24 protein-coding genes and 1 pseudogene are annotated in these 24,448 nt (G+C 50.8%); 9 read left to right on the top strand and 16 right to left on the bottom strand.

Annotation, left to right across the window (positions count from 1 at the left end; genetic code table 11):
* The 3 genes and pseudogenes from ACHHZ7_RS02470 to ACHHZ7_RS02460 form a co-directional block, all read right to left on the bottom strand.
* Window positions 1-72, bottom strand: a 72-nt coding sequence (locus ACHHZ7_RS02470; protein WP_001568368.1) for an IS1 family transposase, incomplete at its 3' end; no start/stop codon positions are given.
* 56 nt (window positions 73-128) lie between these two features.
* Window positions 129-389 (bottom strand): annotated as a pseudogene (locus ACHHZ7_RS02465) (DNA-binding response regulator); the annotation flags it as partial.
* A gap of 617 nt (window positions 390-1,006) precedes the next feature.
* Entirely contained in the window at window positions 1,007-2,182 is a 1,176-nt protein-coding gene (locus ACHHZ7_RS02460) for a DnaJ family molecular chaperone (protein ID WP_008784034.1), read from the bottom strand.
* A gap of 299 nt (window positions 2,183-2,481) precedes the next feature.
* Between ACHHZ7_RS02460 and ACHHZ7_RS02455 the strand changes: the two genes are divergently transcribed.
* The 6 genes from ACHHZ7_RS02455 (at window position 2,482) to ACHHZ7_RS02430 (ending at window position 9,780) form a co-directional block, all read left to right on the top strand.
* Window positions 2,482-3,567 (top strand): YncE family protein, encoded by a 1,086-nt coding sequence (locus ACHHZ7_RS02455; protein WP_060682617.1) that lies wholly within the window; start codon window positions 2,482-2,484, stop codon window positions 3,565-3,567.
* Window positions 3,568-3,713: 146 nt separating this feature from the next.
* Window positions 3,714-5,108, top strand: a complete 1,395-nt coding sequence (pheP, locus tag ACHHZ7_RS02450) for a phenylalanine transporter (protein ID WP_008784036.1) — start codon at window positions 3,714-3,716, stop codon at window positions 5,106-5,108.
* Between the two features lie 180 nt (window positions 5,109-5,288).
* Window positions 5,289-6,530 carry an MFS transporter gene (locus tag ACHHZ7_RS02445; protein WP_003835691.1) on the top strand — a complete coding sequence of 414 codons (1,242 nt, stop codon included), beginning with the start codon at window positions 5,289-5,291 and terminating at the stop codon, window positions 6,528-6,530.
* A 15-nt stretch (window positions 6,531-6,545) separates the two neighbouring features.
* On the top strand, window positions 6,546-7,574 hold the full coding sequence (locus ACHHZ7_RS02440) for a sugar phosphate isomerase/epimerase (RefSeq protein ID WP_060682616.1): 1,029 nt from the start codon (window positions 6,546-6,548) through the stop codon (window positions 7,572-7,574).
* Window positions 7,571-8,722: a Gfo/Idh/MocA family protein gene (locus ACHHZ7_RS02435; RefSeq protein WP_060682615.1), complete on the top strand. Its 1,152-nt coding sequence runs from the start codon at window positions 7,571-7,573 to the stop codon at window positions 8,720-8,722. The genes ACHHZ7_RS02440 and ACHHZ7_RS02435 overlap by 4 nt, the downstream gene beginning before the upstream one ends.
* A gap of 77 nt (window positions 8,723-8,799) precedes the next feature.
* Window positions 8,800-9,780, top strand: a complete 981-nt coding sequence (locus ACHHZ7_RS02430) for a LacI family DNA-binding transcriptional regulator (protein ID WP_003831159.1) — start codon at window positions 8,800-8,802, stop codon at window positions 9,778-9,780.
* Window positions 9,781-9,783: 3 nt separating this feature from the next.
* On the opposite strand, the gene ACHHZ7_RS02425 is transcribed toward ACHHZ7_RS02430, so the two are convergent.
* From ACHHZ7_RS02425 to ACHHZ7_RS02410, 4 genes are all read right to left on the bottom strand, one after another.
* Entirely contained in the window at window positions 9,784-11,028 is a 1,245-nt protein-coding gene (locus ACHHZ7_RS02425; RefSeq protein ID WP_060682614.1) for a mechanosensitive ion channel family protein, read from the bottom strand.
* 65 nt (window positions 11,029-11,093) lie between these two features.
* Window positions 11,094-11,747: an oxygen-insensitive NAD(P)H nitroreductase gene (gene nfsB / locus ACHHZ7_RS02420; protein ID WP_003831162.1), complete on the bottom strand. Its 654-nt coding sequence runs from the start codon at window positions 11,745-11,747 to the stop codon at window positions 11,094-11,096.
* 119 nt (window positions 11,748-11,866) lie between these two features.
* A complete protein-coding gene (locus ACHHZ7_RS02415) occupies window positions 11,867-12,235 on the bottom strand; it encodes an MmcQ/YjbR family DNA-binding protein (protein WP_060682613.1) in 369 nt (122 codons plus the stop codon).
* Complete coding sequence (locus ACHHZ7_RS02410) at window positions 12,235-12,816, bottom strand: TetR/AcrR family transcriptional regulator (RefSeq protein WP_032942632.1); 582 nt, start codon at window positions 12,814-12,816, stop codon at window positions 12,235-12,237. The genes ACHHZ7_RS02415 and ACHHZ7_RS02410 overlap by 1 nt, the downstream gene beginning before the upstream one ends.
* Before the next feature lie 190 nt (window positions 12,817-13,006).
* Here ACHHZ7_RS02410 and ACHHZ7_RS02405 point away from each other — a divergent pair, with 190 nt between their 5' ends.
* Together ACHHZ7_RS02405 and ACHHZ7_RS02400 are read left to right on the top strand one after the other, a co-directional pair.
* Window positions 13,007-14,119 (top strand): MBL fold metallo-hydrolase, encoded by a 1,113-nt coding sequence (locus tag ACHHZ7_RS02405; RefSeq protein WP_060682611.1) that lies wholly within the window; start codon window positions 13,007-13,009, stop codon window positions 14,117-14,119.
* 17 nt (window positions 14,120-14,136) lie between these two features.
* Complete coding sequence (locus tag ACHHZ7_RS02400) at window positions 14,137-14,478, top strand: RamA family antibiotic efflux transcriptional regulator (protein WP_003021996.1); 342 nt, start codon at window positions 14,137-14,139, stop codon at window positions 14,476-14,478.
* A 21-nt stretch (window positions 14,479-14,499) separates the two neighbouring features.
* Here the strand turns inward: ACHHZ7_RS02400 and ACHHZ7_RS02395 are convergent, their stop codons facing one another.
* Together ACHHZ7_RS02395 and ACHHZ7_RS02390 are read right to left on the bottom strand one after the other, a co-directional pair.
* On the bottom strand, window positions 14,500-14,748 hold the full coding sequence (locus ACHHZ7_RS02395) for a DUF1158 domain-containing protein (protein ID WP_060682610.1): 249 nt from the start codon (window positions 14,746-14,748) through the stop codon (window positions 14,500-14,502).
* A gap of 67 nt (window positions 14,749-14,815) precedes the next feature.
* Entirely contained in the window at window positions 14,816-15,934 is a 1,119-nt protein-coding gene (locus ACHHZ7_RS02390) for a YbdK family carboxylate-amine ligase (protein ID WP_008784045.1), read from the bottom strand.
* A 141-nt stretch (window positions 15,935-16,075) separates the two neighbouring features.
* On the opposite strand from ACHHZ7_RS02390, the gene ACHHZ7_RS02385 reads away from it, so the two are divergent.
* A complete protein-coding gene (locus ACHHZ7_RS02385) occupies window positions 16,076-16,780 on the top strand; it encodes a GNAT family N-acetyltransferase (RefSeq protein ID WP_060682609.1) in 705 nt (234 codons plus the stop codon).
* A 42-nt stretch (window positions 16,781-16,822) separates the two neighbouring features.
* Here the strand turns inward: ACHHZ7_RS02385 and ACHHZ7_RS02380 are convergent, their stop codons facing one another.
* From ACHHZ7_RS02380 to ACHHZ7_RS02350, 7 genes are all read right to left on the bottom strand, one after another.
* Window positions 16,823-17,608 (bottom strand): SDR family oxidoreductase, encoded by a 786-nt coding sequence (locus tag ACHHZ7_RS02380; protein WP_060682608.1) that lies wholly within the window; start codon window positions 17,606-17,608, stop codon window positions 16,823-16,825.
* Window positions 17,609-17,643: 35 nt separating this feature from the next.
* On the bottom strand, window positions 17,644-18,441 hold the full coding sequence (locus ACHHZ7_RS02375; RefSeq protein WP_003831170.1) for an SDR family oxidoreductase: 798 nt from the start codon (window positions 18,439-18,441) through the stop codon (window positions 17,644-17,646).
* A gap of 53 nt (window positions 18,442-18,494) precedes the next feature.
* Window positions 18,495-19,562 carry an ABC transporter permease gene (locus tag ACHHZ7_RS02370; protein ID WP_003831171.1) on the bottom strand — a complete coding sequence of 356 codons (1,068 nt, stop codon included), beginning with the start codon at window positions 19,560-19,562 and terminating at the stop codon, window positions 18,495-18,497.
* A gap of 17 nt (window positions 19,563-19,579) precedes the next feature.
* The gene (locus ACHHZ7_RS02365; protein ID WP_008784047.1) at window positions 19,580-21,124 is read right to left on the bottom strand and encodes a sugar ABC transporter ATP-binding protein; all 1,545 of its coding nucleotides are present in this window, start codon (window positions 21,122-21,124) and stop codon (window positions 19,580-19,582) included.
* Window position 21,125: 1 nt separating this feature from the next.
* Window positions 21,126-21,746 carry a DUF2291 family protein gene (locus ACHHZ7_RS02360; protein ID WP_020996556.1) on the bottom strand — a complete coding sequence of 207 codons (621 nt, stop codon included), beginning with the start codon at window positions 21,744-21,746 and terminating at the stop codon, window positions 21,126-21,128.
* A gap of 43 nt (window positions 21,747-21,789) precedes the next feature.
* A complete protein-coding gene (locus ACHHZ7_RS02355) occupies window positions 21,790-22,725 on the bottom strand; it encodes a D-ribose ABC transporter substrate-binding protein (RefSeq protein WP_003831174.1) in 936 nt (311 codons plus the stop codon).
* Window positions 22,726-22,850: 125 nt separating this feature from the next.
* Window positions 22,851-24,371, bottom strand: a complete 1,521-nt coding sequence (locus ACHHZ7_RS02350; RefSeq protein ID WP_003831175.1) for an FGGY family carbohydrate kinase — start codon at window positions 24,369-24,371, stop codon at window positions 22,851-22,853.
* Between the last annotated feature and the right edge of the window lie 77 nt (window positions 24,372-24,448).

Here is a 24,448-nt window from a genome sequence, read left to right as displayed (position 1 = left end):
AGTGCTTTTGCCGTTACGCACCACCCCGTCAGTAGCTGAACAGGAGGGACAGCTGATAGAAACAGAAGCCACTGGAGCACCTCAAAAACACCATCATACACTAAATCAGTAAGTTGGCAGCATCACCTAAAAGTAGCTTCATCTGCCAAAACAATAATTTTGGTGACAGGTCGTAAAGCCATGTTGCGGATAATCCTGGCATATTTTAAAAAATCTGATTTGTCAGGATTAATGATGATGCAATCCGTTTCATAAGGAAGCATTTTGACAGCAGAGAGCGTCTGGGAGGAGTAATACGCGATATCAATATATAATGATGAGCCACGTAGGATTTCTCGCATGCCTAGCCAAGGGTAAATTGAGTCACCCAAAAAAATAGCCTTTGACATAACGATCTCCTTGAAATTTTGGTGCAAGCAGCCGCCTCTTTTTGTAGGTTAAAAAAGAGTTTCTTGCGACGCGTGAAATGTTAATTAAATCTCGTATTACGTTCTGTGTTGTGAACGTATCCTTATTAATTCCAGATTAAACAGATATTCTCTGTATTTATTAGAATCATTAACTATTCTTAAAGTAGATATTACACTTTGTTAAAATTTAAGATAAATCGTTTATTTCAGCTCTGCGTAAATGATTGATAGATTTCGCTTATGAATCGCATGAATAATGATTGAGTGGTTTCTATAAAGACAGGGTATTCCTATCTGTTTTGGAGGGAATTTACATGAAAAACATTATATTTCAGATGGATACCCGTTTTTCTTAATGGGCTTACTGGTGGGTAGGAGAATTCTTAATCAAGACCAGGGCAAAGAGAAGGGGCGTCGAGGGGAAGAGAGAAATATCGCTAAATTTGCAGTTATCGACCTGAAACTCGAGTGTCCAGGTTGATAATTCTTAGTGTTGTGAGGTTTTTAGGGAATTATCCTATTTTTAGCTTTTTGTGCTTAATTTTAAAAACTCACTTGAAGAGGTTATTTTTTCTGATTGCTATTGCTGATAGGGCTTAGCCCGCCAACAGTTCCTGTTCAACCTGATGTACCTGCTGTTCCAGTGTATTGCGGATTTCCGTAAGCGCCCGTTGTTGATCGGAGAAGTAGGCTTCTTTATCTGTCACGGAGGTGGCAAGCCGCCAGGCGTTTTCGGCTTCCAGTTCGGTAATCTCTTTGAGCAGCGCGTTAATTTGTTCTCTGAGCTGCTGTATTTTGCTGCGTAAATGCTGCAAATCGTTCAATCGGTCACTGGCCATCATCGGTTCGAGGCCGCTTTGCAATTGAGTCAGTAGCGCCCGGACGGTGGCAAGATCGGCATTTTGGCGCGCCTGGTTAAGCTGCACCATCATCTGATGCGCTTTCTCTTTCAGATCATCGGCTACCACGTCCGGGTGGCAAAGACGGCTTGCCTGACGCCACAGGCGTTTTAACTCATTACGTTCATCAGAGGAAAGCCGCTGGTCACGGCTAAAACGATGCTGTGCATCCTGCTGCTGCTCCTGATATTCATCATATTCATGGCTGGCCTCTTCCTGTGCCTGACGGGTTGCGCTGTCGTCCTGGCGAGAAAAGTCGTTTTCCAGCTCACGAATCTCCGCCAGCAGGGCGGTAATCAGTTCAGTTTGCTGCTGAATACGTTGGCGTGTTTCCACCGATTCGCGCGAATCTGAATTCTGGTTCATCCAGTGCTGCTTGAGCCTGGCCAGTTGATCAACAGCCTGGGAAATATAGTGCTGACAGGATTGATAGTCTTTTTCCCGGCGTTTTCGCTCCGCTTCCTGTTTGCGCTGGGCACTGGCGGCGAGCTGTTTACGCAGTTCGAGAATGCGGCTCATCAGCGGCCCAAGACGAAGGTGATACAGATCGTTGAAATCATCGAGGATTTGAATGCGCGTGTTACGCTTATCGATCAGGTCACGCAGCTGTGTTTCGAGTGCTTTGAGTTCCAGCTTACTGGCGGCAATGGCGGGATCCTGCCACGTAGAGACTGCCCGTTGAGATTGCAGCCAGGCCGAGATTTCACGCAGGGCATCACCAAAGCGTCGTTCTTCGATCGCCTGCACAATGGTGCCTGGTACGACTGACAAAGGCTCATTTTTAAGATGCGCCACCTGCTGGAAAATAATCTCCTCATCTTCCAGTTCAATAGCGCTTTTGACGATTTCCAGTCGTTTGATGATCTTATTCATGACAGTCGTTGCCTGGCCTGGCTAAAAAACGAGTGGCTGAAGTACAACAGGTTCACCCGTTTGAAAATGTTAGAAAAACAGTAAAGCGCATTCTGTGGCCTGCGATGCCTTTTCGTCCAGAATAATTCACTGTAATTATGAAAAACCGGAAGTCGCGCGCACCTGTCTGCATCTTCAAACCTCTGTTTCATGTTTTTTACTCTCGGGTAATTATTCTTGATTCAGTAAAGATAATGCGTATAGTTCTCATTCTCTTTTGTTATTAACTCCCTGTATTACTTCTGGTAAGGATCCCGACAATGAAAAAAACAACATCCGCGCTGGCATTGCTGATTGCTGCGGCGTTAAGCGGTTGTGCGGCGCATACCACGCCAGCCAGCAACGCCAGCGTTACGGAAAAAACAGCGCAACCTGCCGTCAGTGATGTGCAACAACGCGCGCTGGCGGATGGGTTATATGAAATGGCGCTTAGCCCGGCAGGGGATGCGTTGTACGTTGCCAGCGCCGAAGGATTTAAAGATGTGCAGGGCGGCGTGGTTTACAAGCTGGATCCAAAAACGCTTAAAACGCTCGGCTTGAGTCATACCGATATGAAAAACTTTGGTATGGCTATCTCGCCGGACGGTAAAACAGTGTATGTCACCAACTCACTGGATGGTGGCCTGAGCGCGCTGAATACCGCTGACGGCAAAGTGAAAAATCGTGTACTGTTCCCGGAACGTAACCCAGAAGGTTTCCCGTATGGTGCGCGCCAGGTGCTGCTGCATAACGGTTTGCTCTATATTGGTGCCGTGGCAGATCCAGCGGTGATTTGGGTGGTTGATGCTGAAACCCTGAAGCTAAAAACCCGCATTAAAAATACGGGTAAATGGATGACCGGACTGCATTATTCAGAAGTGACGCAGCGAATTTATGCAGCTAACGGCGGCGGTGAAATTCTTGTTATCAATCCGCGTAATCAGCGCGTAGAAAAACGCTGGCAACCGCTGGGAGAACAACCTGCGCTGTTGCTGAATATGACGGAGGACGCACAAACGGGTCGCCTGTTTGTCACCGACAACTCGAAAGCGAAAACTACCCTGGTGCTGGATATCCATACTGGTAAGCTGCTGAAAAAATTGGATGTGGGTGATTCGCTGGCAGTGAAATTTAACGCAAAACGCAACGAAATCTATATTACCCAGCGTGATTCAGGGAAATTGCTCAGCCTGAATGCGACCGATTACAGCGTGAAGAAAAGCTGGGATTTACCACCAAACCCTAACAGCTTGCTGCTCTCGGCGGATGGGCAAACCCTGTTTGTCACCGTGAAACAGAAATTTAATAAAGACCACTCTACATCTGCGCCAGATAACGTGGTACGTATTGACCTGAATAAACAATAACAACTCGCCTTCTTTCTATTGTTTTTCTCCCGAGCCTCGGTGCGTTGGGCAAGGAAGCCCGGCGTATCCAATCGATTGCGCCTTGCGACAACCAGGTTGAAATGTTAAAAGAAGCCCCTTCAATAAAAACCACACAGGGGAAGGGCGTGAAAAACGCGTCAACTGCATCTGACACCAGCGTGTCTGATGCCGCGTCGACGAACGAGCCGACGCTTCAACGAGGGTTGCAAAACCGCCATATTCAGTTAATTGCGCTGGGCGGCGCAATTGGTACCGGCCTGTTTTTGGGCATTGGCCCGGCTATTCAGATGGCGGGACCTGCGGTGTTACTGGGTTACGGCGTTGCAGGGATCATCGCTTTTTTGATTATGCGTCAACTGGGCGAAATGGTGGTCGAAGAACCCGTTTCCGGATCGTTTGCCCATTTTGCCTATAAATACTGGGGACCGTTCGCGGGTTTTCTGTCCGGCTGGAACTACTGGGTGATGTTTGTGCTGGTCGGCATGGCAGAACTGACAGCGGCAGGGATCTACATGCAGTACTGGTTGCCCGATGTTCCAACCTGGATTTGGGCCGCGGCATTCTTCGTGATCATCAACGCCGTCAATCTGGTCAACGTACGTCTGTATGGCGAAACGGAATTCTGGTTTGCGCTGATTAAAGTACTGGCCATTATCGGCATGATTGGTTTTGGCGTGTGGATGCTGTTTTCCGGTAACGGCGGGGAACATGCAAGCATCGATAACCTTTGGCGTTACAACGGCTTTTTTGCTACCGGCTGGAACGGATTAATTCTGTCGCTGGCAGTGATTATGTTCTCCTTTGGCGGGCTGGAGCTTATCGGGATTACTGCCGCGGAAGCGCAGGATCCACAGAAAAGCATTCCAAAGGCGGTAAACCAGGTGGTGTACCGTATTCTGCTGTTTTATATCGGTTCTCTGGTGGTGCTGTTGGCGCTGTACCCGTGGGTGGAAGTGAAATCCAATAGCAGCCCGTTTGTGATGATTTTCCATAATCTCGACAGCAACGTAGTGGCTTCTGCACTGAACTTTGTCATCCTGGTGGCTTCGCTGTCGGTGTATAACAGTGGCGTCTACTCTAACAGCCGCATGCTGTTTGGTCTTTCGGTTCAGGGTAACGCGCCGAAGTTCTTAACCCGCGTCAGCCGTCGCGGCGTACCGGTGAACTCACTGATCCTTTCCGGTGCTATTACGTCGCTGGTGGTACTCATCAACTATGTGTTGCCGCAAAAGGCCTTTAGCCTGCTGATGGCGCTGGTGGTGGCGACGCTGCTGCTGAACTGGATTATGATCTGCCTGGCACATCTGCGATTCCGGGCGGCGATGCGTCGTAAGGGACGTGACACGCAGTTTAAAGCGCTGCTGTATCCGGCAGGGAACTACCTGTGTATTGCTTTCCTTGGCATGATTCTGGTGCTGATGTGTACGATGGATGAGATGCGCCTGTCAGCTATCCTGCTGCCAGTGTGGATCCTGTTCCTGTTTGTTGCCTTCAAACTGCTGCGTCGTAAGTCCCGCTAAGTTTCTACCGATCTTGTTATTACCGATCCCATCGTCAGGATGGGATCGGATCCTCACTCAACGTTTATCGTGACCGTTCTCGCAATTTTGCTACTGCTGACAGGAACTTTATTTTGTAATCGATTACTTTTCTATTGAATCTAATTTGTAATCGATTACTTTTTAAGGATGGGGCAAAAAATGGTGTCAACAACCGAAAGTAGTGGAAAACAGAGCGTACAGTACCGGCTGCTGGTGCCCCGGCTGTCGCTAATGATGTTCTTACAGTTCTTTATCTGGGGAAGTTGGTCCGTCACGCTGGGGCTGGTGATGAGCCAGCACAACATGTCGCTGTTGATTGGCGATGCGTTTTCAGCCGGGCCTATTGCCTCTATTCTGTCGCCATTCGTCTTAGGGATGCTGGTAGACCGCTTTTTTGCCTCGCAAAAGGTGATGGCGGTGATGCACCTTGCTGGCGCGGCAATCCTGTGGTTTGTTCCGCAGGCATTGGTGGCGCAAAACGGTGCACTGTTGATTGGTCTGCTGTTTGGCTACACGTTGTGCTACATGCCAACGCTGGCGCTTACCAACAATATTGCTTTTCATAGCCTGTCGGATAAGGACAAAACCTTCCCGGTGGTGCGGGTGTTTGGCACCATTGGCTGGATTGTCGCGGGGATCTTTATCGGTGTAACCGGAATTTCGGACACCACCGGTATCTTTACGCTGGCGGCGATTATCTCTGTGATTCTGGCGCTCTACAGCCTGACGCTGCCCAACACGCCAGCACCGGCGAAAGGACTGCCGGTGAAAGTTCGTGATCTGTTTTGTGCGGATGCTTTTGCCTTACTCAAGGTCCGTCACTTTTTTGTCTTCTCGCTCTGCGCGACGCTTATCTCTGTACCGTTGGGAACCTATTACGCGTATACCGCGTCGTTTCTTGCTGATGCGGGCGTCGGCGACGTCAGTACGGCGATGTCGTTTGGTCAGATGTCTGAAATATTCTTCATGCTGGTGATCCCGTTCCTGTTCAGACGTTTGGGCGTGAAATACATGCTGTTAATCGGGATGTGCGCCTGGTTCGTGCGTTATGCCTTCTTTGCCCTCGGCATCAGCGAAGAGGGGCGATTCCTGCTGTATCTCGGCATTCTGCTGCACGGCGTTTGCTACGACTTTTTCTTCGTGGTCGGCTTTATTTACACCGATCGTATCGCCGGGGAAAAAGTAAAAGGTCAGGCGCAAAGCATGATCGTCATGTTTACCTATGGGATCGGTATGTTGCTGGGTTCGCAAATTTCAGGCGCACTGTACAACCGGCTGGTGGCGGGGCAAACCGTGCCTCAGGCGTGGACCACATTTTGGTGGATCCCGGCAGTCGCTGCCGCAGTGATTGCCGTGATTTTCCTTTTCTCTTTCAAGTATGACGACAAAGAGCAGGCGTAATTTTCAGGAGGGGTTATGAAAACCATCAAGGGACCTGGCATTTTTCTGGCGCAATTTATCGGGGATCGCTCGCCATTTAACACCCTGGAGGGCGTGGCAAAATGGGCGGCGGAGCTGGGCTATAAGGCATTACAAATCCCGTGTAATCACAAGTCGCTGTTTGATGTCGAACAAGCTGCTGTAAGTCAGGCCTATTGTGATGATATTCGCGGGATGCTGGCCGGATATGGGTTAGTGATTAGCGAATTATCTACCCATCTTGAAGGTCAACTGGTTGCCGTCCATCCGGCTTACGATGACGCTTTTGACGGATTTGCTCCGCCGTCTGTACGCGCTAATCCGCAGGCCAGACAGACGTGGGCTATCGAAACCTTACACCAGGCCGCTGCGGCTTCGCAAAGACTGGGGCTGACGGCACATGCCACGTTTTCAGGTTCGCTCGCCTGGCCTTTCTTTTATCCGTGGCCACCGCATAATCGTCAGCGCTTTGAAGAGGCTTTTCTGGAGCTGGCGCGCCGCTGGAGACCGATACTCGATCGCTTTGATCACCATGGGGTGGATGTTTGCTTTGAGATCCATCCCGGCGAAGATCTGCACGATGGCGTGACGTTCGAGCGTTTTCTTGCGCTGGTAGATAATCATCCTCGCTGCAACATTCTCTATGACCCAAGCCATCTGTTATTGCAGCAGATGGATTATCTTGGGTTTATCGATGTCTATCACTCGCGTATTAAAGCGTTCCACGTCAAGGACGCTGAGTACCATGCCAGTAGCCGCAGCGGTGTCTATGGTGGTTATCAGCCGTGGCTCGATCGCGCCGGGCGCTTCCGTTCTTTGGGGGACGGGCAGGTCGATTTCAAAACGATCTTCAGCAAGCTCACAAAATATGATTTCCCTGGCTGGGCGGTGCTGGAATGGGAGTGTTGCCTGAAAGACGCGCAAACCGGGGCGCGTGAGGGGAGTGATTTTATACGCCGCCATGTTATTCCGGTTTCTGCACGTGCATTTGATGATTTCGCCGCTGGCGATGAGGTACGCAAATGATACAGGTTGGCATTATTGGCAGCGGATTTATTGGGCCTGCACATATTGAGGCGTTGCGTCGACTCGGCGGTGTGAACGTGGTGGCGCTCTGTGATAGCTCACTGGCGGTTGCCCAGGAACGCGCAGATGCTCTTCATATTCCTCATGCGTACGGCAGCGTTGAAGCGCTGCTGGCGCATCCCGGACTGCAGGTAGTGCATAACTGTACACCGAATCATCTGCATGCCGACATCAATCGGCAGATTTTACGCGCGGGTCTGCACGTGTTTTCAGAAAAGCCGCTGTGTATGACGCCGGATGAGGCTCGTGAACTGGAAACGCTGGCACAGCAGGCTGGAGTGGTGCACGGCGTGAGCTTTGTCTATCGCCAGTTTGCAATGGTGCAGCAGGCGGCCAGTATGGTCAGAAGCGGCAGCGTGGGCAGTCTGTTTGCCGTACAGGGGAGCTATCTGCAGGACTGGATGCTGCTGGAGACTGACTACAACTGGCGGGTCGATGCCGCACAGGGCGGCGATTCACGGGCGGTAGCGGATATCGGTTCGCACTGGTGTGATACGGTGCAATTCGTGACTGGAAAACGTATTGTCGAGGTGATGGCCGATTTGGCTATCGTCTGGCCGGTACGTAAAGCCAGCATTGCCAGTAACGCTACGTTTGGCCAGCAAACGGCTGATGTGCAATTTGAGGAAAAAGCGGTTACGACGGAAGATCGTGGATCGGTGCTGGTACGTTTTGATGATGGCAGCAAAGGCTGCTTTAGCGTTTCGCAGGTGAGTGCAGGGCGCAAGAATCACCTGAGCTTTGAAATTAACGGTAGCCACTGTTCACTGCACTGGGATCAGGAAACGCCGCAACAGCTTTGGGTTGGGCATCGTCAGCAGGCGAACCAGATCCTGACGGACGACCCTGGATTGATGAATGCTGATGTAGTTGCCAGTGCGCACTTTCCGGGTGGGCATATTGAAGGCTGGCCGGATGCGTTCAAGAATATGATGCAGCAGTTTTATCAGGCGGTGTTGGCAGGCAAAATGCCCGCGACGGCGGAGCGTCGATTTGCGTCTTTTTCTGATGGTGCGGATGTGATGTATATCATTGATGCAATTATAAAAAGCCATCAGCAGCAGCGTTGGATATCAGTACAGCGCTAAACACGCATCCGGTTCGCCAGTCGGCGATTTTATGGTAGCCTCAACGCAAAGCGTAAACCGCAGGATGTGTCGTCGTTATGTCTATTCAAAAAATCGCCCAGCTTGCCGGTGTGTCGGTGGCGACGGTATCGCGTGTGCTGAATCACAGTGATACCGTCAAAGCCAAAAATCGCGAGCGCGTGCTACAGGCTATTAAAGAAAGCAATTATCAGCCCAACCTGCTGGCGCGTCAGCTGCGTACGGCACGTAGTTCGATGATTCTGGTGATGGTTTCCAACATCGCCAACCCTTTTTGTGCAGAGGTTGTTAAAGGCATTGAAGAGGAGGCGGAGAAGAATGGCTATCGCATTTTACTGTGTAATTCCGGCTCGGATACAGCCCGCTCAAAATCAGCGTTGAAGCTCCTGTCGGGGAAAATCGTCGATGGCATTATCACCATGGATGCATTCTCCAAATTACCGGAACTGACTACGCTGATTGGCGATGCGCCCTGGGTTCAGTGCGCGGAATATGCTGACAAAGGCGCGGTTTCCTGCGTGGGGATTAACGATGTTGACGCCGCACAGTCGGTAATATCTCACCTGGTGGATAAGGGCTACCGACGAATTGCCTTAATCAATCATGACCTGAGTTATAAATATGCTCGTTTGCGCGAACGCGGCTATAAGGCGGCGCTGCATGCGCTGTCGCTTGAATATCAGGCTGTGGAATATGCCAGTGAATTAAGTTCCAGTGCAGGAATTGCGGCGATGAAAACACTACTTGCCGCAGAGGTGAAACCCGACGCGGTGTTTGCCGTATCGGACACGCTTGCCGCTGGTGCGATGCGCGCTATTTTCGATGCCGGATTACAGATCCCGCAGGATATCGCCGTTGTTGGTTTCGACGGTACGGAACTGGCAGAAATGGTTTCTCCACAGCTTTCGACCATTGAGCAGCCCTCACGGGATATAGGCCGCAAAGCGGTAGGATTATTGCTGAATAAAATAGAAAATCCTGACGCGCAGACGGAAAGGGTGATGATGGACTGGCGCTATATTTCACGCGCCAGTACCTGAGCTTTATCGCTGAAACGCGCCAGACAGCGCACGAATATCGTTTCCGGTAGGCGACTGATGAATGCGCAAGCCAAACTCTTCGACTACGGCAAATATATGGTCGAAGATATCAGCCTGAATACTTTCATATTCAAGCCAGACCACCGTATTGGTAAAGGCATAAATTTCAATCGGTAAACCATGATCGTCTGGCGCAAGCTGGCGCACCATTAACGTCATATCTTTGCGAATACGCGGATGATGACGCAAATACTCGTTCAGATAAGCGCGGAAGGTACCAATATTGGTCATCCGGCGGTGATTCAATACCGATTCAGGCGCATCTAATTGCTGATTCCACTCGCTGATTTCCTGGTTACGTGTGGTTAAATACGGTTTCAGCAGGTGGGCTTTATGCAGCCGCTGACATTCATCCTCATCAAGAAAATGGATGCTGGTGGCATCAATGCTGATGCTGCGTTTAATTCTCCGACCGCCTGAAGCCGACATTCCGCTCCAGTTTTTAAAAGAGTCTGATACCAGGGACCAGGTGGGGATCGTGGTGATGGTGTTATCCCAGTTGCGCACTTTGACGGTGGTTAAGCCAATATCAATGACCGCGCCATCGGCACCGTATTTCGGCATTTCGAGCCAGTCGCCAAGCTTTAACATATCGTTGGCGGAGAGCTGTATTCCGGCCACCAGACCGAGAATAGGGTCTTTAAACACCAGCATTAGCACGGCGGCCATTGCACCCAAACCGCTTATCAGTATTGCCGGTGACTGGCCAATCAGCAGGGAAATCATCAATATTCCGACGAGGATTGCGCTGATTAGCTTGATGCCCTGAAATATGCCTTTTAGCGGCAATTGCGACGCAGCAGGGAGTTTTTGCGACAGATTGAGAATAACGTCCAGCAGAGAAAACAGTGACAGCAGGGCGTACATCATGATCCACAGCTGTGCGCAGTTCACCAATATTTCTGCGGCTTCGCTGCCTTTCTGTAGCCAGAGTGCGGCCTGTATATTGACAATGATACCCTGCAGGGTGAATGCCAGCCGGTGAAATAACTTGTTCTGCGTGATGATTTGTAGCCACAGGCGGGAGCTGGCGCTGGCGCGCTTTTCAAATGCGCGTAATACCACCCAGTGCAAAATAACGTGAACAATAATGGCGGTGATAAAAATAATGCCAAAAATCATCACCAATGAGGTGGTGTGATTTATTTCAATGCCGAGTTCTTCTACCTGAGATATCAATTCCTGCATAACGTCTCCTTAATAAACAGCGGTCTATGATGACCGCTGTGCGGAGCTTATGCAAATGCGGAGGATTAGACTTCCGTCAGCGTCGTTTCCAGCGGTAGACGAGATTTCGGCAGCGCGGCGTTGAAATCTTCTACGCTGTGATGACCCACAGGAACCACCACTACGCTGGTGAAACCTTTTTCTTTCAGGCCAAATTCTGCATCCATGACAGCTGAATCAAAGCCTTCGATCGGCACAGCATCCAGGCCCATCGCCGCAACGCCCAGCAGGAAGTTACCGACGTTCAGGTACACCTGTTTTGCCATCCAGTGGTTGTCATCTTTCAGTTCTTTGCGATGCATGTCGGCAAAGAAGGTGCGGCCTTTGTGGTTTGCGGCTTTCGCTTCAGGCGTGGCGAAACGACCATCGCTTTCTTCTTGATCCACCACGCGTTCCAGCCATGCATCATCCATCGCCGTTTTGGCGCAGAACACCACAACGTGGGAAGCATCCAGCATTTTACGTTCGTTGAATACAAAGCCGCCGGCTGCGGATTTAGCCACACGCGCCTTACCTTCGTCAGTGCTGGCGACAATAAAGTGCCATGGCTGAGAGTTGGTGCTGGACGGGCTAAACTGCAGCAGCGTTTTTAATTTTTCGGCCTGCTCAGCGGTCAGTTTTTTATTCGGATCAAATGCCTTAGTGGAGTAACGTTTTAAGGCGACAGAAACAATATCCATAACTACTCCTGGTGATTTTCCATACCCTGCGGGTGCGTTTTGTTTCAGCAGGGTACAGGGTTAGCAGGAAAAAGATAAGACAGGAAAATGCAAAAACACTTATCGGGGTTAGCGATAAATCAACCTGGACGCAGGCGTTTTTGATCCCGCTTCGGCAAGCCGTCGACGACGCGGTGCCAGGAATCATTCACCAGCTCTGCCAGTAATGACTCGGTAATATCGTCACCAGGATAGACCGAGATCCAGTGCTTTTTATTCATGTGATAACCGGGTTCAATGCTGGGGTAGATCTGCTGGTTTAACAGTGATTTTTGCGGATCGGATTTCAGGTTAATAAGCGGCCGTCTGCGAAGCTCCGTGACCAGCATAAAAATTTTACCGCCAACCTTGAAGACATCGTATTCCGGGCCGAAAGGCCAGCAGTGTTCGGTAAAAGGCAATTCAAGCGCAAGGCGTTTCGCACAGGCAGGTAGGGTCTGGCCGTCCATTATTGTTCCTCGCGGGTCAGGGCGCGCCACATGGCTTCAAACCCCATCGAAATATATTCATTTGCGCGGGCAGCGTCGCGGGCGGCGAACTCCATGGTGGTTTCTGCCAGAGAAAGGAATAGCGCGTCGCCAAAGGCGCGATATTCGTCAGACATAAACTCGGGTCGTACGGAACGATGACAAAGATCGCGCAGTTCCGGGAACATATCGTCAGCCTGTTGTTCGGTTTCTTTGCTTATTTTCTCGCTGACGGCCAACTGACGAATCGTGCGATGCCCGCAGGTGTGGTTCAGGCCCCAGCTAATGTAGCTGTTCCAGATGTAGTGAGTCATGGTTTTGGCATCGGTCACTGAACGATCCAGGTTTGCCATCATCGACTGACAAAGGTCTTGCTTCAAAAAGAGGTAAAGCTCGTTGATCAAATCATCTTTGGTCGCGAAATAGCGAAACAACGTTCCCTCCGCAACCCCTGCATTGCGCGCGATTACGGCGGTAGAGGCCGCAACACCTGATTGTGCAAATGCTGTGGTTGCAGCTTCCAGTAATGCCAATTTTTTGTCTTCACTCTTCGGACGAGCCACTACACTTTACCCTTAAGTCTGTAAAAAACATGATTGAATCACGGCGTTTGCTGCGCCGCAACGGCGAATGTCAAAGATTGAAAATCATCTTGACGGAGAACTTTCGATTTCTATAATGAGTGCTTACTCACTCATAATCAAGAGTCAGTCGCGCAAACCAGCGGAAAGGGGGCGCGTTTAAGGTCAGGATATGAAGCGTTTCACAGTTTGTGTGGTTGTTATTATGCTTATTGCTGCAGCTGCAAGTTTACCGTTTGTACTCAATGCCGGGTTTGGTCAGGCGCCGCAAGGGGCACAACTAAGTCAGGTTGAACAGTCACCGCACTATCGTGATGGACAGTTTCATAACCAGGTGCCGACACCGGGCTATACCGGCAACAAAGGCATGCTGGCGGCCTGGTGGGAGTTTCTGGTCGCTAAGCGTGAAAATGCACGACCAGCACAACCGTTACCTATGGTCGCGACCGATCTCGCCGGGCTTTCGCCGCAGCAGGATACCCTGGTCTGGCTGGGCCATTCTTCGTGGTATTTACAGCTGGCGGGTCAGAGTATCCTGATTGATCCGGTTTTCAGCAATTATGCCGCACCGTTCTCGTTCCTGAACAAGGCCTTTGCCGGTGATTATCCGTGGACCGCACAGACGATGCCGGAGATAGACCTGCTCATCATCTCGCACGATCACTATGACCATCTGGATCTCGCCACTATCAAGGCGCTAATGCCGAAAATTAAGCGGGTGATTACGCCGCTCGGCGTGGGATCGCATTTGCGTTACTGGGGGATGCGCAGCGAGATAATCGAAGAACGGGACTGGAATCAGTCCGTCAGAGTGACGGATTCTCTGATCGTTCATGTGCTGCCTGCTCGTCATTTCTCGGGACGTGGTATCAAACGCAACCAAACGCTATGGGCGAGCTTCATGTTCGAAACGCCGGAGCAGAACGTTTATTACAGCGGCGATTCCGGCTATGGACCGCATTTTAAAGCCATCGGCGAGCAGTTTGGCTCTGTCGATTTGGCGATTATGGAGAACGGTCAGTATGACCAGGACTGGAAGTTTATTCACATGATGCCGGAAGAGACGGCGCAGGCTGCGGCAGATCTGCATGCGAAAGCCGTGTTGCCAGGGCATGCCGGCCGTTTCGTTCTGGCGAAACATACCTGGGATGATCCTTACAAACGACTGGCGCTTGCCAGCCGTCATCAGGATTACCGACTGCTGACGCCAATGCTGGGTGAACCGGTAATACTGTCCGAACCGGACCAACCGTTTACGGCCTGGTGGCAACAGGTGACTCAATGAATACAGGGGAGAGCATGATGACGATTTCTGCTCAGGTAATTGATACGATTGTTGAATGGATTGATGATAATTTGAATCAACCATTGCGCATTGATGATATTGCACGCCATGCGGGATATTCCAAATGGCACCTGCAGCGTCTTTTTATGCAGTACAAAGGCGAAAGTCTTGGGCGTTACATCCGCGAGCGCAAGCTGCTGTTGGCGGCGCGCGATCTACGCGATACCGACCAGAAAGTGTACGACATCTGTTTGAAATACGGATTCGATTCGCAGCAGACCTTTACGCGTATTTTCACCCGTACGTTCAGCCAGCCGCCGGGAGCTTATCGCAAAGAAAATCATAGCCGAACGCATTAACAGCAGAGGGTTCTCGCGGGCCTAATCCGCCAGCGAGAACCAGCGCCGCCAGATGAAGCGCAGCACCAAATATTCAATCACGCCCAGCAGTAAAAACCACAGGCAAAACAGTAAAGTATAAAACTGATTGAGATCCATCAGATGAAAAATGGCGACGAGTTTTTGTGCCAGCATCAGGCCAAGTGAGGGGGCAGGTAGCAGCAGGCAAGACAAAAAAGCCAGTAGCAGGTTCCCTGCGACAGTCATCAGTGATTCAAGCGGGTGTTTCATGACATTGTTAAACTTGAGTTAAAAAGCTATTGTCCGGGATCTCAGCGGGCAACGCAAATTCCCACGCTTACAACCCCGCCCAAATCTCACAATGTTTTTTCACCAGACCACTTAGTGACCCGCCTTCGGCGACAAAGTCACGCATGTTTTGTGCTTCATCATGACCATTTTTAACCTGCAGATGTATAGCTTCAATCGCGCTGGTTGCGCCTACTTTATCTGCAGAGGTAGCGATATTCTCCAGGAGTCGCAATGTGTCTTCTGACAGGCGGCAACCGTCGCCGGTATTGACGTCGGTGACGATTCCCGCCATACCAAAGCGACAGGCCTGAAAACGATTGAATTTATACAACAGGTAATCACGCTCCTGGTGCTTGAATGGACGTTTGGTGAGTAACCAGTGGGCGGTAGCCTGAATAAGTCCTGCCATATTGACCGCATGATCAAGGGTCAGCGGCGTATCCATGACCCGAACCTCTACCGTGCCAAAGTGCGGGCTGGGGCGGATATCCCAGTGTAAATCTTTAATGCTATCAATCATGCTGGTGTAAGCCAGTCGACGGAATAGCCCCTCGAATTCTTGCCAGTTATTCACCCATGGCATCGGGCCATTATCGGGAAATCCGGAGAATATATTCAGTCGCGCGCAGGCAAACCGCGTGTCGGAGGTCTGCATATAAGGTGAGGCGGCCGAGAGCGCAATAAAATGGGGAACAAATCGCGACAGGCCGTGTAGCAGGTAAATGGCATCATCGCCGTTTGCGCAGCCGATATGTACATGCTGGCCGAATACCGTCGCCTGCTGGATAAGATAGCCAAAATTTTCCAGGTTGCGCCGATAGCGTTCGTCATCGCAGACTTCCTGACGTTGCCATTTTTGAAATGGATGTGTGCCGCCGCCACAAATGGCGAGGTGATGCTCTGCAGCAACTCGCATAATTATCTGCTGCATAGCGGACAATTCAGCATCAGCCTGGTCGATATTTCGGCAAACTCCGGTCGCCATCTCCAGCATACTTTCGGTGATATCGTGCTTCACTTCTCCGGCGGTGAGCTGCGGTTTTACGGCATCAATCAGCCGGGAAGAATCCTGGCTCAGGTCGTAGCCTGGCGGATTGACCACCTGCATTTCCAGTTCAATGCCTAACGTAAAAGGGTCGGAAACATGAAAATCGGGTAGTGGCATAAGGCTCTCTTCCGCGTTGATTTTTAATCAGTATAGAAGGACTGCTGATTTTCTGTTTGTTGTCAAAATCGCCCTGGTGACGCTTTGAAGGTGTAATGGCCGGTGTTATAACTATTTTTTCTTCGCAACTGGGGTTGAATCGTGCCGGAAATAAATCTTTATGGGCAGACCGTCGGCGATGTCGTGCCGGACTGGAATGGCGCTGCCGTACTGCCACGGGAAACGCTGATAGGGCAATATTGTCGACTGGTTCCCCTGGATGCCGACAGCCATGCCGCCGATCTGTTTGATGCCTACGCGCAGGCGCCGGACGATCGCGACTGGACCTGGCTTGCAAGCTCTCGCCCCACAAGCGTCGAGGCCGCAGCTTGCTGGGTGCAGGGGAAAGTTACTGATGCATCTCTGGTTCCCTATGCCGTCATTGAACAGCGTTCAGGACGAGCTGTCGGACTGGTGTGCTTTATGGCGATTGAACGAGAGCACGGTTCGGTCGAAATTGGTCATGTGACCTGGTCACCGCGTATGAAAAATACGGTTCTCGGCACCGAAAGCATCTGGCTGCTGTTACGCCAGGCATTTGCGTTGGGCTATCGTCGCGTGGAGTGGAAATGCGATTCTCTGAACACCGCTTCTCGACGGGCAGCGGAACGCCTTGGGTTTATCTTCGAAGGTCGCTTTCGCCAGAAGATTGTGCGCAAGGGGCGTAATCGCGACAGCGACTGGTTATCAATGATTGATAGCGAATGGCCCCAGTGTGACGCCGTGTTACAGCGCTGGTTGGCCGCAGATAACTTTGATGAACACGGGCGGCAACGAAAAACGCTGGCTGCCTGTAGCCGCGAATAAATTAACGCCCGCAGCTAACAATGGCTGCGGGCGTATTGCTGTTTACCAACAGATAAATCCGCCATCTACAACCAGGTCTACACCGGTGCAAAATGAAGCGGCATCGCTGGCCAGAAAGAGTGCCGGGCCCGCCATCTCTTCCACTTTTGCCATGCGCTGAATTGGCGTCTGGCTTTCAAACTCCCGCGTCTGATGAACCATTTCCGGTCGAGTATTCATCGGCGTGGCGGTATATCCCGGGCTGATGGAGTTCACGCGTATTCCTTTTCCAATCCACTCCATCGCCAGGCTTTTCGACAGATGAATCACCCCCGCCTTAGCGCTATTGTAATGGGCTTGTTCAAGGCCTCGGTTAACAATAATCCCGGACATGGATGCGATGTTAATAATCGAGCCACCACCGGATTCCAGAATCAGCTCGGCTTCGGCTTTACAGGAATTCCACACGCCAGTGAGGTTAATGTCGATAACGCGCTGCCACTGCTCGCTTTCCATTTCCAGCGCAGGGTTGGCGTTGGCAATGCCTGCGGCATTGACCGCAATATCCAGACGACCAAAGCGTTCCTTCGCCAGGGCTACCGCGGCGCGAAGGTCGCTAAGCTGGCGGACATCGCCCGTATAGAGCGCAGCCTGGGCGCCAATAGCGGTGATAGCATCAACGGTCGCGTTCAGCCCGCCGTCTTCGCGCAAATCAAAACAGATCACGTGCGCGCCCGCGCTGGCAAGTGCGCAGGCGATAGTCTGACCGATGCCGCTACCTGCGCCAGTAACGAAAGCGACGCGCCCCTCAAGATTAAACAGTTGTTGAGCAAAATCTTTTGTAATCATAGTAATGACTCTCTTAACAGATACCCTGGTGGGCATTAAGACATAATCAGGCCGCCATCGATGTTGATGGTTTGTCCGGTGAGATAACGCGCATCGTCAGAGGCGAGAAAAGCGACCAGTCCGGCGACATCCTCAGGTTTGCCCGCGCGTTTCATGGGGATGCCTTTAACCCATTCCGCCATCAGTTCACCTTTGCCATAGCGTTTTTCATCTGTGCTGAGAATTTCGCCCCAGACACGATCGTTGTAATCCCACATTTCGCTTTCGATTATCCCTGGGCAAAAGGCGTTGACGGTGATATTCCACGGTGCCAACTCATGCGCCAGGCTTTGCGTAATACCAATTACGCCCATCTTGCTGGCGGCGTAGTGTGGGGTATAGATGAAACCCTGGCGTCCCTGACCGGAAGAGGTATTAATCAGACAGCCCTGGTTTTGCTTAACCATATATTTTGCTGCTTCCCGACAGCAGAGCCATACGCCAGTGGTATTTACGGCGAGGACTTTTTCGAAATCGGCTTTCGGCATGCGGTCGAAATAGTCGATGGTGATAACACCCGCGTTTTGAATCGAGACATCAATGGTGCCGAAGCGCGCTGCGGCCTGCTCGTACAGAGATTGCACCTGCGCCTCATTGGTGACATCCACCTGCAAAGATAAAATATCTGCCTGATAGCGCTGACGAAGCTGTTCCGCTGTTTCGTGGACGCGCTCTGCATTAGATACCATCACCAGGTTTGCGCCGTCGCGGGCAAAACGTTCGGCGATACCTGCGCCAATCCCTCGACAAGCACCAGTGATGACAATTGTCTTACCATGAAAATCACGTTGCATATTTTTATCCCCTGTATAGGCCGGGCAAAAGATGCCCGGCGGAATGTTGCTGCTTAACTGGATACGGTATTTACTGAAGGTGCTGCCGCCAACTTTTCTTCATGGCGACGCATAAGAATGACTTTGTTCTGCAGCTTTTGCTGGAACTGATCGACAACAACGGCGGTGACGATAACCACACCTTTGATAACCATCTGCCAGAAGTCGCTGACGCCCATCATCACCATGCCATCGGCGAGGAAGACAATTACGAAGGCACCGATAATGGAGCCGGAGACGCGTCCGCGTCCTCCCGCGAGCGCAGTTCCGCCCAGCACAGTTGCGCCAATGGCATCCATCTCAAACATATTGCCGGTCATCGGATGTGCGGTTTGCAGTTGTGAAGCCACAATCAGCCCAACAAAAGCGGCACACAGGCCGGAAAAGGCGTACACAAAGATCTTCGCTTTTACGATAGGGACACCCGCCAGACGTGCGGCGGACTCGTTCCCTCCAATCGCGTAGATATAGCGGCCAAGTGGGGTTTTGGTGGTTACCCAGTAGCCCAGCAGCAGGAAGGCAATCATCAGCCAGATAGGGAGATAAATCCCCAACAAAGTACCTGAACCCAGCGTGGCAAAACCGGTATTGCCCAGCGCGTCCATGCCGTTAAGATTTGGGTAAGTGCTGCCGTCGTTAAACAGAAGAGCAGATCCTCTGGCAACGTACATCATGCCGAGCGTACAGATAAACGGCGCAACGCCGAAACGCGTGATGACGGCACCGTTGACAAAACCAACGACAACGCCGAAGAGGGCAACACAGATTATGACCTCTGGTACGTTGAAGAAGATGATGTTGCCACCCCAGATGGGCAGACCGTTGGTAAGCAAGGCGCCTGCAACCATGCCGCAAATACCCGCTACCGCCCCGACGGACAGATCGATACCGCCAGTGAGTATCACCAGCGTCATACCAATTGCCAGTAAGCCCGTGATGGCGACGTGCTGGGTCATGATCAACAGGTTAGAGGTGGTCAGGAAATTAGGTACCATCACGCTAAAGAATGCGATAACCAGCAGCAGTGCGATAAACGTTCTGGCCTTCAGGAGGTACATATAAATCATATATTTCTGGTTCATGATGGATTCCAGCCTGATTAATCTTGAGGTGTAGAAGCCGCGATTAATGTCTCGCGGGTGACCGCATGACGGGGGACATCAGCGGTTATTCGGCCATCGGCCATCACCAGAATACGGTCCGCCAGCGCCATCACTTCGTCCAGCTCTGATGAAGAGAACATCACAGCCAATCCTTGCTGCGCCATTTTGCCGATAAGGTGATACACGTCGGTTTTGGCACCCACATCAATGCCTCGGGTGGGTTCATCAAGGAAGACCACCTGCGGTTGCGTCATCAATGCTTTACCCAGCACCACTTTTTGCTGATTACCACCGCTTAATGAGGTGATAGGCAATTGGGGATCGCTCACTTTGATGGCCAGTTGCTGGATCATCGCCTTCACGCTGGCCTGCTCTTTATGCGGGTTTAACCATTTCCAGGCCCGACGAAAGCCTTGCAGGCTGAAGTCAGACAGCGTCATGTTGGACTGAATCGACATCATCTGCACAACGCCTTCGCCCTGACGGTCTTCAGGCACCAACGCCAGCCCCTTTTTAAGACGTGACTGAAAATGGGCTTTATCAATGCATTCGCCGTTAAGCTGCACGCTCCCACTCTGGCAGGGCATAAGTCCCACCAGACCTTTGAACAGTTCCGTGCGTCCAGCGCCCAGCAGACCATAGATTCCGATGACTTCGCCTTTACTGAGGCTAAACGTCACGTCATTAAGCTTATAGCCGCCGCTCGGATGAAGGGCTGTGAGACCCTGTACGGATAAAACCGTTTCACCTTTTGGTGCGGGTTGATAATCAAAATGTTTTTTCTTGTCACCCACCATTTGTTCAATGATCCACGGAATACTGGCATCATTGACTGGGCGTTCGCTGATAAAACGACCGTCGCGGAAAATCGTGATGTAATCACCAATTTCCATCAACTCTTCCAGACGGTGAGATATATAGATGATGGTGACACCGCGCCGTTTAAGTTGCTCAATGACGTTAAACAACACTTTCACCTCAGACTGGCTGAGTGCGGAGGTTGGTTCATCCATGATTAAAACGCGGGTATCTTTGGAGAGCGCACGAGCAATTTCGACCAGTTGCTGATGACCGATCCCTAGTTCCTCCAGAGGTGTATACGGATCAACATCCAGCTCGAGTCTTTCCAGTAAGGATTTTGCCAGTGCGTACTGGTATTTTTCGTTGATTTTCCCTTTTTGAAAGAACTCGTTAGCCATGAAAATATTATCCATGACATTCATGTTTGGGAATAAATTCAACTCCTGAAAAATAATGCTGATACCCAGTTTTTCGGCCTGATGGGTCGAATTTAATGTGACGGGTATGCCATCCATAATAATTTGTCCGGAAGAGGGACTTTCGACACCAGCAAGCATTTTCATCATGGTGGACTTACCAGCACCATTTTCTCCGATCAGCACGTTTACTTTATTCCGATATACCCGGTAGTTGACGCTATCTAATGCCACTACCCCAGGGTAAACACGCGATAAATCGTGTGTTTCGATAATAACTTCAGATTCGACGGAATGAGGAGTGACGATATCTTGCTGCTGCATGTTATTGTCCTCCTACAGATTCAATTTTCGCTGGTGTAATAACCGGGATGGATTTTGGTATCTCCCACTCAGAGAAAACACCATAAACGTGTACTGATTCTCCGGTTTTAAGCTGCGCAGATTGGATCATCTTTATTGCTTGTTCGTTAATTCCTCGACCATATTCACCAAATAATACCTGGTCATTGAAATCACTATAACTTGTGCCTTTAAAGGCATCGCGTAATTGTGTGCCGCGCAGCGTCGGACCAATCTGCACAATAATGCTGTTGCCGCTTTTATCGGCGATAGTCATTTTTCCACTACGAGAGGCGGTATCAAGATTGCTAATTTTTCCTTCTACTTGTACGTAAAAGATGCAGGGATTCTCTTCCTGAGAACGGTAGCCGAGATTTTTACAGGCGCTATCAAAATCTTTTTCAGCATGCAAGGCCATTAATAAATCGGCCACCGGACGAGCCTGCCCGACAATTTGCGGAACAATTTTGTTTTGCCACGTTTGATCAATATTGGCCATGTGTGGATTCGGTGGCGACTTGAGGTCCGCAAGTTCCTGCTGCGAGACGATGCGGCATCCGCCCACGGTCAACAAGGCCAGCGCAAACCAGGCTTTTTTAGACATAATGTTCTCCTCTGCGCCTCCTGAGAGGCGCAACAACCCGGGATCAGGACTTGATATTGAAATCCTGCACTTTATCTGCGTTTTCTTTAGTGATAAGAATTCCGCGGAACATGACGCGTTGCTTTTCGGGTTTTATGCCTTTTTGCAGGTAGTTATCCAGATCGGTAACCCCTTGTGCTGCGATAGCCTGAGCCTGGAGCATGACGGTTGCCTGTAGAGTGCCTGCTTTCACCGCATCACGTTCGTCGTTGCTGCCGTCGATACCGACCACTACCACGTCGCTGCGGTTCGCCGCTTTTAATGCAGCAATAGCGCCCAGTGCAACAGGACCGTTACCGCAGATGATACCTTTCACGTCCGGGTGGGCCTGTAGGATGCTGTCCATAATACGTTTACCGTCGATAAGCGTACCTTTGGCATCCTGTCTGGCGACACTAACCATATCCGGGAACTGATCAATAACCTGGTGGAAGGATTTGGAGCGCGTAACACAATTATTATCTGCAAGGTTACACGTCAGTTCAGCATATTTACCTTTTTCGCCCATCTTCTCGACGAAAATATTTGCAACTTCGGAACCCGCCTGGAAGTTATTGTGGGTAATTTGCACCAGTGCAACATCATCAACGGGAATTTCACGGTTGATTAATATGACGGGAATTCCAGCTTTTTTCGCTTTTTCAATTGCCGCGACGCTGGCCGTTGAATCTGCATTATCCAGAACGATACCCTGGACTTTTTTGCCGATTGCCGTATCAATCAATTCATTCTGTTTTTTCACATCTTCACTGTGCGACAAAATTGTGGTTTTGTAGCCCAGTTCCTTGGCTTTTTCACTGGCACCTTTTGCTTCTGAGGCGTAATACGGGTTATCCAGTGAATTCACCATAATCATGATTGTCCCTTTTTCCGCTGCATGAGCAGTAAAAGACAAAGCAGTCAGGGTTGCAGCAGTTAACAGCGTTAAACGTAATTTCATGACAATGTTCTCTCTGTGTTGTTATTGTCGGGTACGGTGAAACAACGTAAAGCTTGAATTTCTTATGGTCCGGTGTCCTCCTGTATATGTGGTAAATAACGTCGCGCGTTTTCCCAGGTGAGGCATCAGGCGGACGGGGCCGGTTTCCATAATGTTCTGTTTACCGCATGGCGCCATTCCTGCCATCTTTTTTGCAACCGATGATGGCGATCCATGTCGGGTTGAAATGTGCTATGTACGGTTAAAAAAGCTTTTAAATCAGTCAGTGAGCCAGGGTAAAGCGCTTTACGCGCCAGTAATGCCGCGCCAATGGCGGAAAGTTCTGGCACATCGCTACGCATAACCGGATAACCAAGCAAGTCTGCCTGGTATTGCATTAGCCAGTCGTTTTTGGTGGGGCCACCGTCAACCATTAATGCAGTTAACTTGAAATCATCGTGCTGCTGCATGGCAACTACAACATCGGCGATTTGATAGGTAATCGACTCAAGTGCGGCACGAATGAGATGTGCTCGTTTAACTCCCCGACTGAGTCCGCAGATGACTCCACGGGCACTATCATCCCACCACGGTGCGCCAAGCCCGGTCAGTGCTGGCACAAAATAAACGCCGAGGGTTGAATCAACGGAGGCGGGAAGGGTGTTGAGTTCGTAGGTCAGTTCGGCATCCGAAAGTTCGCTCAGACCCGTACTGTCTGCCATCCATGCCACCGCATCACCCGTGTGCGGGATATTGCCTTCCAGTCCGTATATGATGCTGTTTCCATCGTGCCAGGCGATGGTGGTAGCCAGTGCGTCAATATCACATTGGGCTGATTTGACCGGCGCCATCACCGATGACCCGGTACCGTAAGTTGCTTTAACGCATCCCATTTCGCCAAGAGCATGGCCAAACAGAGCGGCATGTGAGTCACCCACCATCGACATCACAGGAATGCCGTCTGGGATGCCATTGAGTCCACGAGTATGACCAAATAATCCACTGGAGGGTTTTATTTCCGGTAAGGCGGCGCGCGGAATGTGGAAGAGTGCCAGCATGGCTTCATCCCACTCTCCAGAGTGCAGGTTTAGCAACTGTGTGCGGGCGGCATTGGAATAGTCACAGCAGAAGGCTTCACCAGCGGTTAAATTCCATAGCAACCAACTGTCGATCGTTCCCAGGCAAATTTGTCCCTGCGCAGCCAGCTGTGGGCCATCGGTCACGGATTCCAGTAGCCAGCGCATTTTTGATGCGGAGAAAAGTGGTGCGATTGGCAGACCAGTGGTTGATTTTATTAGTTGTTCTTTATTTTCATGCCGCAGTTCCTCGCAGTAAGCCGCACTGCGCGTACATTGCCAGGTGATTGCGGAATTTAGCGGTCTGCCAGTCTGGCGATACCAGCCTATGGCGGTTTCACGCTGATTACTGATAGCCAGTGCTGCGACGTTTTCAGCACCAACATGATTCACAGCTTTGGCAATGACACCAATAGAAGCATCAATCAACACCTCGCCAGATTGTTCAACCCAGCCATCCCGAGGGGTCTGAATCGCCAGTGGCTGAGAAAACTTTGCCACCACATTGCCCTGTGCATCAAGCGCAACCGCTTTGGCGTTAGTTGTGCCTTCATCCAGCGCAATGATGAACTCTTTCTTCGCTGCACACATAGATTATCTCCTGAGTCACATTGCGTCCCGGTTTGGAGGATAAAGCCCCCTCATTGTCGCGTCATTACTACATCAGG

It is taken from the genome of Citrobacter freundii complex sp. 2024EL-00216, assembly GCF_043945515.1.
In the GTDB taxonomy this organism is placed as follows: Bacteria; Pseudomonadota; Gammaproteobacteria; order Enterobacterales; family Enterobacteriaceae; genus Citrobacter; species Citrobacter portucalensis.
Note: the sequence above shows the minus strand (reverse complement) of the source record. Positions and strands in the feature narration are given on the sequence as shown.

Excerpts from the sequence above, each read along its gene's own strand:
- ACHHZ7_RS02460 (WP_008784034.1), bottom strand. The coding sequence starts at position 2,182 with ATGAATAAGATCATCAAACGACTGGAAATCGTCAAAAGCGCTATTGAA.
- ACHHZ7_RS02455 (WP_060682617.1), top strand. The coding sequence starts at position 2,482 with ATGAAAAAAACAACATCCGCGCTGGCATTGCTGATTGCTGCGGCGTTA.
- ACHHZ7_RS02445 (WP_003835691.1), top strand. The coding sequence starts at position 5,289 with ATGGTGTCAACAACCGAAAGTAGTGGAAAACAGAGCGTACAGTACCGG.
- ACHHZ7_RS02440 (WP_060682616.1), top strand. The coding sequence starts at position 6,546 with ATGAAAACCATCAAGGGACCTGGCATTTTTCTGGCGCAATTTATCGGG.
- ACHHZ7_RS02435 (WP_060682615.1), top strand. The coding sequence starts at position 7,571 with ATGATACAGGTTGGCATTATTGGCAGCGGATTTATTGGGCCTGCACAT.
- ACHHZ7_RS02430 (WP_003831159.1), top strand. The coding sequence starts at position 8,800 with ATGTCTATTCAAAAAATCGCCCAGCTTGCCGGTGTGTCGGTGGCGACG.
- ACHHZ7_RS02425 (WP_060682614.1), bottom strand. The coding sequence starts at position 11,028 with ATGCAGGAATTGATATCTCAGGTAGAAGAACTCGGCATTGAAATAAAT.
- nfsB (WP_003831162.1), bottom strand. The coding sequence starts at position 11,747 with ATGGATATTGTTTCTGTCGCCTTAAAACGTTACTCCACTAAGGCATTT.
- ACHHZ7_RS02415 (WP_060682613.1), bottom strand. The coding sequence starts at position 12,235 with ATGGACGGCCAGACCCTACCTGCCTGTGCGAAACGCCTTGCGCTTGAA.
- ACHHZ7_RS02405 (WP_060682611.1), top strand. The coding sequence starts at position 13,007 with ATGAAGCGTTTCACAGTTTGTGTGGTTGTTATTATGCTTATTGCTGCA.
- ACHHZ7_RS02400 (WP_003021996.1), top strand. The coding sequence starts at position 14,137 with ATGACGATTTCTGCTCAGGTAATTGATACGATTGTTGAATGGATTGAT.
- ACHHZ7_RS02395 (WP_060682610.1), bottom strand. The coding sequence starts at position 14,748 with ATGAAACACCCGCTTGAATCACTGATGACTGTCGCAGGGAACCTGCTA.
- ACHHZ7_RS02390 (WP_008784045.1), bottom strand. The coding sequence starts at position 15,934 with ATGCCACTACCCGATTTTCATGTTTCCGACCCTTTTACGTTAGGCATT.
- ACHHZ7_RS02380 (WP_060682608.1), bottom strand. The coding sequence starts at position 17,608 with ATGATTACAAAAGATTTTGCTCAACAACTGTTTAATCTTGAGGGGCGC.
- ACHHZ7_RS02375 (WP_003831170.1), bottom strand. The coding sequence starts at position 18,441 with ATGCAACGTGATTTTCATGGTAAGACAATTGTCATCACTGGTGCTTGT.
- ACHHZ7_RS02370 (WP_003831171.1), bottom strand. The coding sequence starts at position 19,562 with ATGAACCAGAAATATATGATTTATATGTACCTCCTGAAGGCCAGAACG.
- ACHHZ7_RS02365 (WP_008784047.1), bottom strand. The coding sequence starts at position 21,124 with ATGCAGCAGCAAGATATCGTCACTCCTCATTCCGTCGAATCTGAAGTT.
- ACHHZ7_RS02360 (WP_020996556.1), bottom strand. The coding sequence starts at position 21,746 with ATGTCTAAAAAAGCCTGGTTTGCGCTGGCCTTGTTGACCGTGGGCGGA.
- ACHHZ7_RS02355 (WP_003831174.1), bottom strand. The coding sequence starts at position 22,725 with ATGAAATTACGTTTAACGCTGTTAACTGCTGCAACCCTGACTGCTTTG.
- ACHHZ7_RS02350 (WP_003831175.1), bottom strand. The coding sequence starts at position 24,371 with ATGTGTGCAGCGAAGAAAGAGTTCATCATTGCGCTGGATGAAGGCACA.